This window comes from Clostridium sp. BSD9I1 (assembly GCF_900185645.1).
Lineage (GTDB): Bacteria > Bacillota > Clostridia > Clostridiales > Clostridiaceae > Clostridium_AK.
Genome location: NZ_FYAM01000023.1, coordinates 404,404 through 417,087 on the forward strand (window position 1 = coordinate 404,404; position 12,684 = coordinate 417,087).

General features: G+C 29.9%; 13 protein-coding genes and 1 riboswitch. Of the genes, 10 read left to right on the forward strand and 3 right to left on the reverse strand.

Features of this window, described 5'->3' with window-relative positions; genetic code table 11:
• The first annotated feature begins 4 nt into the window (after window positions 1–4).
• The 3 genes from BSD9I1_RS09410 (at window position 5) to tkt (ending at window position 4,424) form a co-directional block, all read left to right on the forward strand.
• Window positions 5–1,399, forward strand: a complete 1,395-nt coding sequence (locus BSD9I1_RS09410) for a VWA-like domain-containing protein (RefSeq protein ID WP_186430128.1) — start codon at window positions 5–7, stop codon at window positions 1,397–1,399.
• Between the two features lie 77 nt (window positions 1,400–1,476).
• Window positions 1,477–2,352 carry a YitT family protein gene (locus BSD9I1_RS09415; protein WP_052085678.1) on the forward strand — a complete coding sequence of 292 codons (876 nt, stop codon included), beginning with the start codon at window positions 1,477–1,479 and terminating at the stop codon, window positions 2,350–2,352.
• An 83-nt stretch (window positions 2,353–2,435) separates the two neighbouring features.
• Window positions 2,436–4,424 carry a transketolase gene (gene tkt / locus BSD9I1_RS09420; protein WP_186430129.1) on the forward strand — a complete coding sequence of 663 codons (1,989 nt, stop codon included), beginning with the start codon at window positions 2,436–2,438 and terminating at the stop codon, window positions 4,422–4,424.
• Window positions 4,425–4,461: 37 nt separating this feature from the next.
• Here tkt and BSD9I1_RS09425 read toward each other — a convergent pair whose 3' ends face one another.
• Entirely contained in the window at window positions 4,462–5,229 is a 768-nt protein-coding gene (locus tag BSD9I1_RS09425; protein ID WP_186430130.1) for a polysaccharide deacetylase family protein, read from the reverse strand.
• Window positions 5,230–5,581: 352 nt separating this feature from the next.
• On the opposite strand from BSD9I1_RS09425, the gene BSD9I1_RS09430 reads away from it, so the two are divergent.
• Together BSD9I1_RS09430 and BSD9I1_RS09435 are read left to right on the forward strand one after the other, a co-directional pair.
• Window positions 5,582–5,827, forward strand: a complete 246-nt coding sequence (locus BSD9I1_RS09430; protein ID WP_035307924.1) for a TM1266 family iron-only hydrogenase system putative regulator — start codon at window positions 5,582–5,584, stop codon at window positions 5,825–5,827.
• A gap of 19 nt (window positions 5,828–5,846) precedes the next feature.
• Entirely contained in the window at window positions 5,847–6,374 is a 528-nt protein-coding gene (locus tag BSD9I1_RS09435; RefSeq protein WP_186430131.1) for an ECF transporter S component, read from the forward strand.
• A 31-nt stretch (window positions 6,375–6,405) separates the two neighbouring features.
• On the opposite strand, the gene yyaC is transcribed toward BSD9I1_RS09435, so the two are convergent.
• Window positions 6,406–6,987: a spore protease YyaC gene (gene yyaC / locus BSD9I1_RS09440; RefSeq protein WP_186430132.1), complete on the reverse strand. Its 582-nt coding sequence runs from the start codon at window positions 6,985–6,987 to the stop codon at window positions 6,406–6,408.
• A 128-nt stretch (window positions 6,988–7,115) separates the two neighbouring features.
• Window positions 7,116–7,316 (reverse strand): hypothetical protein, encoded by a 201-nt coding sequence (locus tag BSD9I1_RS09445; RefSeq protein ID WP_186430133.1) that lies wholly within the window; start codon window positions 7,314–7,316, stop codon window positions 7,116–7,118.
• A gap of 241 nt (window positions 7,317–7,557) precedes the next feature.
• Between BSD9I1_RS09445 and BSD9I1_RS09450 the strand changes: the two genes are divergently transcribed.
• The 5 genes from BSD9I1_RS09450 (at window position 7,558) to BSD9I1_RS09470 (ending at window position 12,683) form a co-directional block, all read left to right on the forward strand.
• Window positions 7,558–8,589: a pyruvate kinase gene (locus BSD9I1_RS09450; RefSeq protein ID WP_186430134.1), complete on the forward strand. Its 1,032-nt coding sequence runs from the start codon at window positions 7,558–7,560 to the stop codon at window positions 8,587–8,589.
• A gap of 103 nt (window positions 8,590–8,692) precedes the next feature.
• Window positions 8,693–9,412, forward strand: coding sequence for a hypothetical protein (locus BSD9I1_RS09455; protein WP_035307785.1), 720 nt, complete (start codon window positions 8,693–8,695; stop codon window positions 9,410–9,412).
• 28 nt (window positions 9,413–9,440) lie between these two features.
• Window positions 9,441–9,540: riboswitch (purine riboswitch) on the forward strand.
• Between the two features lie 104 nt (window positions 9,541–9,644).
• Window positions 9,645–11,069: an NCS2 family permease gene (locus tag BSD9I1_RS09460; protein ID WP_186430135.1), complete on the forward strand. Its 1,425-nt coding sequence runs from the start codon at window positions 9,645–9,647 to the stop codon at window positions 11,067–11,069.
• A 126-nt stretch (window positions 11,070–11,195) separates the two neighbouring features.
• Window positions 11,196–11,960 carry a ZIP family metal transporter gene (locus BSD9I1_RS09465; protein ID WP_186430136.1) on the forward strand — a complete coding sequence of 255 codons (765 nt, stop codon included), beginning with the start codon at window positions 11,196–11,198 and terminating at the stop codon, window positions 11,958–11,960.
• A gap of 18 nt (window positions 11,961–11,978) precedes the next feature.
• A complete protein-coding gene (locus tag BSD9I1_RS09470; RefSeq protein ID WP_186430137.1) occupies window positions 11,979–12,683 on the forward strand; it encodes a pseudouridine synthase in 705 nt (234 codons plus the stop codon).
• Window position 12,684 lies beyond the last annotated feature (1 nt).

A 12,684-nucleotide genomic window follows, 5' to 3' on the forward strand; every position in this document is an offset into this window, starting at 1 on the left:
ATTGATGAATAATAGTAGTTTTGAGGAATTAAGAAAAGAACTTTTAAAAGAAGTTTATGCTTTAGGAGAAGAGATCAGCAAAAGCGAAGGCTTTGCAGTGAAGTTTAATAAGCTAATAGAATATTGTACCTTTTCACTAATGGAGGGGGAAGATAACTTCTTTGGCTTATTTACTATGCAAATGAAAAGAAATATAAATTATAATACCCTTAGTCCGCTGGGAACCACCGTATCCCTATCTCATTTTATATTACATTTTAATCCCACAATATTTTTACATTGCTCATTAAAGGAAATGAGAGCTCTTATAAAACATGAAATATATCATATAATGTTTGGACATCTTAAAAGACATAAAGAACTTAGAAAGAAATATAGTGAATCTGTAGTAAATTTAGCTCTAGATATTTCTATAAATCAATATATTGAAAATTTACCATCATGGAGTCGCAGTATAAAGGAAGTAAGTTTATCCTATAATGTTGATTTAGAATATGAAGAGTCCGCAGAATACTATGCTGAAAAAATTCAAAATGCCATCGAGAAATTAATTAAGGATTCAGGCACAGAAATATCAAAAGAAGTATTTAATAAAAGTGAACCTGAAACTGAATATGTATTAGATATAGAAAAATCTCATGATATATGGACACAAGAAAATTATGATTTTAATATGGATTATATAAGTGAACTTACTAAAAAAACAGTTGAGAATGCAAAAAGGGGTAAAGTGCCTATATCAATAGAAAAAGCTATAAATTTATTAAATAAAAGAGCAGAAATATCTTGGAATGATTATCTAAAAAGGGCCTTAGGCACAATGCCTTCAGGATATAAGAAAACAATAACTAGAAAGGATAGAAGGCAGCCAAATAGACTCGATCTAAGAGGAAGACTTTCAAATCATTTAGTACAAATAATAATAGCAATAGATATAAGTGGTAGCATAACAGATAAGGAAATAGACAAAATAATGATTGAAGTTTTAAATATAGTTAAAAATTATAAATCAGAAATTACAATAATAGAATGTGATAATATAATCAGAAGAGTTTACAAAGTTAAGAATAAAAAAGATGTGAAAGCAAAGTTGGAAACAAAAGGTGGAACTGCTTTTTCTCCCATTTTCGAATATATACATAATAACAAGCTAGCAAATTATCTTCTAATATATTTTACAGATGGAGTAGGAGAAGATGAGCTTACTGTAAAGCCTATAAACTATAAAACACTATGGGTTCTTACAGGAAAGGAAGAAGATTTATCTCTTAAAAATCCTCATGGTGAAATAAAAAAATTATCTAATAAACCTACTATAAAAAATGATGTAAACATTGCAATAGAAGCAATGAAAGAAATAACTAAGGATTGGGCAGCAGCTGCAAATCAGTATATTTGATAAACTATATAATAAAATAAATTTAAAAGGAAATTATAATATATGATATTGTATTTGTAGGGAAGGATGTATACTATATGAATTTAAAAATAATAGATAAGCCTATAGCATGGCATTTGAAAAATTTAATATTTATAATTATAGGTACGTTAATATCAGCTTTAGGTATTAATTTATTTATAGTAAATGCTAATCTTTTGAGTGGAGGAGTTTCAGGTATAGCTCTTATATTACAATATGTATTTAATATACCAGCAGGATATTCTACTCTTGCAATAAATATACCTCTTCTTTATTTAAGCTACAAAAAAATGGATTTAAGGTTTACCTTGTATACTATCATAGCTACTATTTCATTTTCTGTAATGCTTATAGTAACAAATTCACTACAAAATATAATTTCTATAGATGATACTTTGCTGTTATCCCTGTATGGTGGAATATTAAATGGAGTAGGAGTAGGAATAGCTTTCACTTATTATGGTTCTACTGGAGGACTTGACATAATATCTTCAGTTTTAAAAAGAAAAAATGAGAACTTTAATATAGGTACTACTAGTTTTATAGTAAATGCTGTAATAGTTCTAATAGGTGCGTTTATATTCGGAATTACTAGTGCATTGTATACATTGGTATCTATATATATAACAGCTTATATGATAGATATGGTTATTAAAGGTTTCGACAGAAAAAATAAGTTAATTTTTATAATAACTGAAAAAGAAAAAGAAGTTAGTGAAGCTATAATGCAAAGTTTAGGTAGAGGCGTTACCTTTTTGTATGGAGAAGGTGCATATACTAATCTTGAAAGGAAAGTATTATACTGTGTAGTGCAACTTTCTCAAGTACCGCTTTTAAAACAAATGGTAAAAGAAATAGATGAAAATTCATTTATTTCTATATTGGATGTAGCTGAAGTGGAAGGAAAAGGCTTTAGAAAAGATTCTATATAATACAAAAAAATTCTATATTTAATTTGAAAAACTATAGTTTTAGTTTATAATATAATAGAATAAGTTAGGAAGGTGATGATTACATGAATAATGTAGACAATTTAGCTGTAAATACCATAAGATTTTTATCTGCAGAAGCTATAGAGAAAGCTAATTCTGGCCACCCAGGATTACCATTAGGTGCAGCACCTATGGCATATGCATTATGGTCAAAAAATATGAAGCATAATCCTAAAAACCCTAAATGGATAGATAGAGATAGATTTGTACTATCAGCAGGACATGGTTCAATGCTCATATACTCATTACTTCATTTGTTTGGATATGGGCTAACAATTGAAGATCTTAAAAACTTTAGACAGTGGGGAAGTAAAACACCAGGTCACCCTGAATATAAGCATACTGTTGGAGTAGAAACTACTACAGGACCACTTGGACAGGGATTCTGCAATGCAGTAGGTATGTCTATAAGTGAAAGTTATTTAGCTGAAAAATTTAATAAACCTGATTTTAAAATGATAAATCATTATACATATACACTTGTAGGAGATGGATGCCTAATGGAAGGTATTACTTCAGAAGCAGCATCTCTTGCAGGAACTTTAGGTCTTGGAAAACTTATTGCATTATATGATTCAAATAATATATCTATAGAAGGACATACAGATATAGCCTTCAGAGAAAATGTAGGTAAGAGATTCGAAGCTTACAATTGGCAAGTTATTAATGTAGAAGATGGAAACGATATAGAAGCTATAGATAAGGCAATTAAAGAAGCTAAGAATGAGGAAAACAAACCTTCACTTATCATAGTGAAAACACATATTGGATACGGATGTCCAGCAAAGCAAGGTAAGTCTTCTGCTCATGGTGAACCATTGGGATTAGAGAATATAGGAGCTTCAAAGGAATTCTTAAAATGGGCTTATAAAGATGAATTTTATGTTCCAGATGAAGTCAGAGGCCACATGGGAAATCTTCAAAATGATTTTTCAAAAGAAGAAGGAAATTGGATTGAATTAAAGAAAAAATATGATGAAAACTATCCTGAACTTGCTAAAGAATGGGATTTATGGTTTGGTAACAAATTAAACGTAGATTTATTAAATGATGAGTCATTTTGGAGCTTTGATAAGAAGATGGCAACACGTGCATCTTCAGGAGAACTAATAAATAGATTAACTAAAGTTATTCCTAACTTAATTGGAGGTTCTGCAGACCTTGCTCCATCCAATAAAACTTACATGAAAGATAAAGGCGATTTTTCAAAGGAAGATAGAAGCGGAGCAAATTTACATTATGGAGTTAGAGAACATGCTATGGCTGCAATAGGTAATGGTATTGCACTTCATGGAGGGCTTAAAACATTTGTATCAACATTCTTTGTGTTCTCAGATTATATGAAAGCATCTATGAGATTATCAGCCCTTATGGGACTTCCTGTAACTTATGTTCTTACTCATGATAGTATAGGAGTAGGGGAAGATGGTCCTACTCATGAACCTATAGAACAATTAGCTGCACTTAGAAGTATACCTAATATGACAGTATACAGACCAGCAGATTCTAAGGAAACTGCTGCAGCATGGTATCATGCAATAACTCATGAAGAAGGTCCAACAGCATTAGTGTTAACAAGACAAAACCTTCCTTTATACGATGAAACAGGTAAGGAAGCTTTAAAGGGTGCTTATATACTTAAGGATTCTGAAAAAGGTACTCCTGATGTAATACTTATGGCTACAGGTTCTGAAGTAGAGTTAATATATGAAGCATCAAAAGTATTAAAAGAAAAAGGAATTGATGCTAGAGTAGTAAGTATGCCTTCTTTAGAAGTATTTGAAGCACAAGGAGAAGAGTATAAGGAAAAGATTCTTCCAATGAATATAAGAAAAAGAGTAGCAGTTGAAGCAGCTTCCTCATTTGGTTGGCATAAATATGTTGGATTAGATGGAGAAATAATTTCAATTGATACATTTGGTGCTTCTGCTCCAGCAGAAATACTATTTAGAGAATTTGGATTTACTGTAGAAAACGTAGTTGAAAAGGTTGAAAAGTTAATGAGTAAATAATAAAGTTTAAAAAATAGAGCATGCTCGATGACATGCTCTATTTTTTTAGCTTATAATAATATTCTTCTGTATTGTTATCTATTACTTTGAATTCATATCCTAACCCTTTATAATATCTTATTATGTGCGGAAGAGCTTTTACAGTGTTTTTATTATTAGAATTACAATGAAGGAGTACTATAAGTCTGCTATAGCTTTGCTTGTATTTTTTTGCATTTTGAACAAGCTTATTAGTGGTTAAGTTTGGATTTACCCCATCTGAAAGGTCTACATTCCAATCATAAACTTTAAAATTATGCTCATGTAAACTTACCAAAAAATCTTGAGTAAGATGATTAGAACTTCCTCCTGGAAATCTTATTACGGAAGGTGAAACATTAATAATTTCCTTAACTTTACTACGCACTTTTTCCATTTCTTCTATAAATATTTCTTTACTAGAATATATACTTTTAAAATTATGCGAGTAAGTATGAAGCCCTATACTATGGCCTTCATTGTGTATTCTTTTCAGTATATCTTCTCGTCCTTCAATTTCTTTGCCTACTACAAAGAATGTAGCCTTTACATTATTTTCTTTTAAAACATCTAGTAGTTTATCGGTAATTATATAAGTAGGACCATCATCAAAAGTAAGATATACAGTTTTATTATAATTTGGATCACCAGCATCGTATGTGGTTAGAGGATTTGATTTATCCTTTGCATATAATATATTTAAATCTTGAAGCTTAGCGCTAATTATAGCTACAAAAACTATAATGAAACATAGCGTATATACTCTAGTTTTTCTAAGTTTAATCATTCTAATCAACTACTTTCATTATATAATTTATAATTAGTATTTCACTAAACAGCATTTTTATTAAACCATAATTTTTAATTAAGATATATTTGATATTTTATATTATAAGATAAAGTCATTTTTAATATAATATTAAAAATAAAATCTTTATAAATTGACTTAAAAGTGCTAAAAAAGTATAATAAGATATATCCCTTTTGTTGGTAATTTAAACGAGCAAAAGAGATAATATATTTTAATAGGCCTAATTGCAAGGAAATACTAAGCAAAAGGGGGAAAGACATGAATAGTGTATTTAAACCTTCTAGGGCTTTACTAGAAGGTTTTTTTATTATGCAAAGGAGGAAAGGGTATGGATAAAAGAATAGGTGTAGTAGGGATAGTTGTAGAGGAGCTTGAAAGTGCAGAAAAGGTTAATAGTACATTACATGAGTTCTCATCTATAATAGTTGGAAGGTTAGGTATTCCTTATAGAGAAAGAGGAATCAGTGTTATTTCACTTATAGTAGATGGTACATCAGATGAAATAAGTGCCATGACAGGTAAAATTGGCAAAATAAAAGGCGTAAATGTAAAGTCAGCTATGACAAAAAAATAATTTTATAAGGGGAATATAAATGAATACAGTACAAAAATTAGTAAGATCATCTTTATTATTAGCTTTAGCTATTGCAGCGCAAGCTATAGGAAGAAGTTTTCCTCAAATAAGTCAATTATTCGTTGGGTCTATAGTAAATGCTATACTTATAATTGCAGCCGTAAGCTCAGGAATGCAATGGGGAATACTAGTAGGAGGACTAACACCTCTTTTAGCATGGTCTATTGGGCAATTACCGGCACCCTTTGGTCCTTTTGTACCTTTTATAATGATGGGTAACATTATATTTGTAGTAGCGTTTTCTATTATAAATAAAATGGGGGATAAAGCTGGTATTTTTGGAGTGATAATAAGTTCGTTATTAAAATTTGGCTTCCTATCTTTAGCATCATCTAAACTTATAACTATATTTAACTTAGGTATTCCGAAAAAGGTTGCAGACAAGTTAATAATTAGCATGGGAACTCCTCAGCTTATTACTGCGCTTTTAGGAGGGATTATAGCACTTATGCTAACAAATTTATTAAAAAAGAGAAGAATATTATAAGAGGATAGAAATTTCTATCCTCTTATTTTTTTTATAGCATCATTTCATTATTATCGCAATGTAATTTTGTAAATGTATTGGTTAGGTTATATGCCCTTAATAGAGATTTTGCTAAATTGTTAGCCATAGAATATACATAAAATAATCTTGTTTGTTGAAGCATGTATAAATTAGCATATTTTATATTATGATATTTATTTACAACAGCTTTAATAGATACATTTCCCATACAAAATGTACTATCACATAAGGCAGAAGCAGGAATTAACGGAGTATCTTCTATTATAAATTTGCCAATACTTTTTTTATCTCCTAAACAGGCATCTAATGCAATTATAAAATGATCTTTGTACTTATTTTTAATTATATCATTATTAGATTTAATAAAACCTAAATCTATAATGTTTTCAAGATCTCCTAGTACGTCATAAGAGCAATTGTTTTCCTTTAGAAGTGTACCCGTTAGGGGACCAAAAGAATCTCCTAAACAATTATCAGTACCTATACAAAGTATTAATATCTTTTTTTTATCTTTAATTTTAGGGTATATAAAGTTAGAAACATTAATAATTGAATCATCACTTAAAGCATCACAGTAATACTTTTCTCCCATGATTTTGGCCCCCTTTTATACTTTGCCCAATGTAACATTAAATAATATATATTATAACATATATTACCTATATATTGAATAAATTGGAATAAAAAAGAGCAGTATGTAACTACTGCTCCTAATAAGCTTTAGCATTTTTTACAAAACAAAGCTACTAAAACTAAAGGTAATAAATAACTATTGTTGTTTCCTAAAAATGAGTTATTTCCGCAACATTGATTGCATCCACAACCTTGGCTACATTGATGGCTTTGATTACAACAGCAGCTTGACTTCTTAACATATTCATATTCACAACAACAATCTTTGTGTTTATGCTTGTGACTCATATCCTATCCCTCCTTTTTATAATATGTTTATTGTCGTAGATAGGACTACTAGTCTTAATTTATTATATTCCATTAGTGTAATTATGATAATGAATTTATTGCATATATATTAACAATTATGTTAACGAACAAAAGTAAACTTTTTTAAATATAGCATTTGGTTTATAATAATATAAAAAGAAATATAATTGCTTATAGTAATTTAAAATTTTCTATAAGGAATTCAAGGAGGTATGACAAAATGTATGTAATAGCATCTATTGGACCTAGGGTAAACAATATTGATAGTATAATAAATATTATAGAACATGGAGCAAATGTATTAAGATTTAACTTTTCTCATATAGATTATAAAAATTCTGAGGGTTTAATTAAATATGTTAAATCAAATTATCCTCATATACTTATTATGGGCGATATACAGGGAAGCAAAATACGTATAAGTGATAAGTTTAAATTTGAAATAAAAGTTTATCCAGATCAAAAGGTAGATTTCTATAATGAACGGACTAATTTGTTTGTAAAAAACGATAGACATAGAGATATGATTCCTTTAATACCATTAAACTTTAATGGTATCTCCATCGAAAATTTTAGTGGCAAAAAGCTTTTGATGAAGGATGGAACCATGGAATTTGATATTATACAAAATAAAAATTCTATATTGCATACTATAGTAAGAAAAGGTGGAATACTAAGAAGAGAAAAGGGTATAAACATTCCAGGGGTTAAAAGAAAACATTTAAAATTAAACTATAAAGACAAAGAAGATATAAAATGGGCATTAACTAATAAGGTAGATATAATATGCTTATCATATTGCTCGGTAGCAGAGCAAATTGTGGAATTAAAAAACTTTATAAAAGTCCACAAGACCAAATCGAACCTTAATACATTAATTTGGGCTAAATTAGAAGAAGAAGAAGGTATTAAGAATAGTAAAGATATATTAAAAGCAACTGATGGCGTGTTGATAGGCAGAGGAGATTTAATAAGTGAAGTGGATATAATTAAAATACCGTTACTTCAAGAAAGAATTGTTAAGGAGGCAGCACTAGAAAAGAAGGACGTAATAATAGCAACTTATATATTAAATTCAATGAAAAATTCATCTAATCCTAATATAAGTGAAGTAAATGATATATATAATTTTCTTGATAAAGGAGTCAAGGGCTTTTTACTTGCAGGCGAAGTATCAATTGGTAAGTATCCTATAGAGGCTATAAAGTTTTTGAATAAAATGATTAATTTTTATAAGAATAATATTAAATAGTATTATTGGATAAATAAGTATACATAATATTTATTATGTATATACAAAAAATGTTATCCACAAATTAAATTTACTATAAAACTTAGACAAAGGAGGGTAACAAATGAATAAGCACTATAAAAAAGTATTAAAAAACAATAAAAGTGTATCTACTAATTGGGGAGCATATCAAGACACTACGGATCCATTATTATTTGCTTCTAAAGAACATAATATAGACCCTTATGGAGACACAAATCAACCTTTAGGAGAGGATTCTCATACAATACCTTTAGATATGACAGTAGAGAATGATAGAATAAATCCTTCTGTAGCTCGTGAAGCTATAAATACTATAACTGGAGATCCTTATATGTATACTGGTGGTTTAAATAGCAAGATGAACGCAAATATTGCCGACTTAGGACCAGATACTATACCAGGCACCTATAAAATGCCTTATGAAAGCAGTCGAACTATAAATAAAGGTGTTAAAACTCCAATATTTGACGATACTGATGATCCTATTATTGCTTATGATGATATAAATAAAGATGTTGGAGAGGCAATATCGCAAAACGGCTTTCAATTAAATGATAGATTAGATCCAAGTTTAAATACTGAAAAAGTAAATTATAATCTTCATAATAGACAAGATCCCACTATAGAAACTCTGCAGCATACAAGATTAAATCATCTTTTAACTGAACAAAAGAAGGGCAGTGCAAATGAAGAATATAAAAATACTCGAAGTAATCGTGGCTTATTTTATAATTTAGATTCAAGGCTTAATGAAAGTATTGAAAATAGAGTAGATGTGAATATAAATCCAAAAAAACCTTGACCATTTGCAATTTTCCTGTTATTATTAATAAAAATTGAATAAAATCATCCATATAATTCTGATAATACGGTTCAGAAGTTTCTACGGGAGACCACAAATTTCCTGCTATGGGTGAATCTGTTGCATCTGGTTTTAAATTTATTAAATGAACCAATATATGCTGGTAACGGGTTTACTCAAAATCCCTTACCAGCTTTTTTATTTTAATATACTAAAATTTAGGAGGTTTATTATGAATAATATTTATTCAAACAGCAATAAAAAGTCATTATTTGAGTCAATTTTTAAGTTATCTCAAAATAAAACTGATGTAAAGACTGAAGTTCTTGCAGGATTTACTACTTTTGTTACTATGGCCTATGCTCTTTTAGTTATTCCTAATATATTGAAGTTTTCAGGAATGAACTCATTAGGGTTAATAGGGGACAAGGCTGCCGCTCTTTCTACTGCAAATGATCCTGTTATTGCAGCTGCATTTGTAGGCATGTGTATTACTTCAGCTATTGGCACAATTCTTATGGGATTATATGCTAATTTACCTTTTGCTGTTGCCCCTGGTATAGGACTTACAGCATTCTTTACTTATAGTGTATGTTTAACACTAGGCTATACTTGGCAGCAAGCGTTAGCTGCAGTATTTCTTTCAGGACTACTTTTTATTTTAATAACTATTACTTCCATAAGAGAAAAAATTGTGGAAGCACTACCTGAAAATTTAAAAATAGCTATTACTGGTGGTATAGGACTTTTCATAGCGTTAATAGGATTGAAAAGTGGTAGTATAATAATTGCTAACCCATCTACTCTTGTAGGTTTCGGAAGCTTTACAAATTCTAGTACAGTATTAACCTTAATAGGAATTATCTTAATGGCAGTTTTAATGGCAAGAAATGTAAAAGGTGCAATGCTATTATCTATAATTATTACTACTATAATAGGAATACCTATGGGAATCACAAATATAAAAGATATAAGTTTTTTAAGTATGCCCGCAAATCCGGGACCTGTATTTATGGCATTTGACTTTAAGGGACTTATGCATCATGATGGAACAGGAGTTCTAGGCGCATTTATAAGTATATTTATGGTAGTATTAACATTTAGTTTAGTAGATCTTTTTGATACTATAGGAACACTTGTAGGAACTGCTCAAAAGGCAAATATGATTGAAGAAGACGGTAAAATTAAAAATATGAAAAAAGCGCTTTTAACTGATGCTATATCTACAACTATAAGCGCAATGTTTGGGACTACCACTACTGCAACTTATGTAGAATCCACTGCAGGAATTGCAGAAGGTGGACGAACAGGACTTACTTCTGTTGTTACAGGGATTCTCTTTATACTTGCATTATTTTTAGGTAGTTTAGTAGGTATAGTTCCATCTGAGGCAACTGCTCCAGCACTAGTAATAGTAGGAGTACTTATGATGAGCTCTGTTAAAGAAATTAACTTTGATGACTTTACAGAGGCAGTGCCTGCTTTCTTTACAATAGCTATTATGCCATTTAGTTATAGTATTGCTAATGGAATAGCTGCTGGAATAATATTTTATCCAATCATGAAAGTAGCTACAGGCAAGCATAAAGATGTACATCCTATAATATATATATTGGCTGTATTATTTGTACTAAGGTTCTTATTACTTCCACAATAATATAAGTATTAAAAGCTCAGCATAATTAATTTGTGCTGAGCTTTAACATTTATTGTTTAGTTGTATATAAATGTATTATAATAAATATTGGTTATTTTATGAAGTAATTAGTAGGAGGATGCATTAATGTCAAATATATTACTTGGTACTTTAGCTAGCATATTTACAGGTTTAGCAACAGGTATAGGAGCCCTACCCATATTTTTTACCAAAAAGGTATCTCATAAGTATTTAGATGCAATGCTTGGATTTGCTGCAGGAGTCATGCTTGCCGCTACATGTTTTAGCCTTATAATTCCTTCGATTAACTATGGGGGCGGCAATATAAAAGCAGTGCTTATAACATCTTCTGGAATATTAAGTGGAGGAATAATGCTGGATTTAATAGATAAGTATGCCCCCCATCAGCATTATTTATTTAATAAAAAGTCTGAAGGGAGAGCGTCTAATCTAACAAAAGTATGGCTGTTTATCATTGCCATAACGATACACAATTTTCCTGAAGGATTAACAGTAGGAGTTGGATTTGGTGGTAATAATATAAATGACGGAATATCTCTTGCTATAGGAATCGCACTACAAAATATGCCTGAAGGCCTTGCAGTAGGTTTGGCCTTGATAAGAGAAAACTACTCCGCTAAAAAAGCTTTTTTAATAGCACTTCTTACGGGTCTAGTTGAACCTGTTGGAGGAGTTATAGGTGTGTCTTTAGTAAGCATAGCACAACCTATACTTCCTTTTATATTAGCCCTAGCTGCAGGAGCAATGCTATTTGTAATAAGTGATGAAATAATACCTGAGACTCACGAACATGGCTATGAGAGAATAGCAACCTATGGACTATTAATAGGATTTATAATAATGATGATTATGGATGTTACTCTAGGATAAAGGAGCGAAATAAAATACATGGAAAGATTACAAAAGTTTATGGCTAGATGCGGTATAGCTTCAAGAAGAAAATGTGAAGAAATAATACTAAGTGGGAAAGTTAAAGTAAATAATGAGGTAGTAAAAGAATTAGGAGCAAAGATAGATCCTTTAAGAGATACTGTTATAGTCAATGATAAACTTATCAAGCCCGAGGAAAAAAAGCTATATATAGCTTTAAATAAACCTGAAGGATATCTTTCAACTGTTAAAGATGATAGAGGAAGAAAAACACTATTAGATTTAGTAAAGGTAGATGAAAGAATATATCCAATAGGTAGACTTGACTATGATACATCAGGACTTATACTTCTTACTAATGATGGCAATATCTATAATAATATAATGCATCCAAGAGTAGAAAAAAATAAAAGATATATTGCAGTAATTAAAGGGTGTCCTGATGAATCAAAACTAAATAAATTTAAAAGTGGAATTGATATTGGTGGATATATTACTGCTCCATCAGATATAAAAGTACTAAAGATGGAAAATAATAATACTGAGGTATTAATAACAATACATGAGGGGAAAAATAGACAAATAAGAAAAATGTGTGAAAAAATAGGTCACCCTGTGTTAAAATTAAAAAGAGTAGCTATTGGAAATATCGAACTTGATAATCTAGAAAAGGGGCATTGGAGATTTTTGACTGATGATGAAGTAAAATATCTTAAGGAATAAT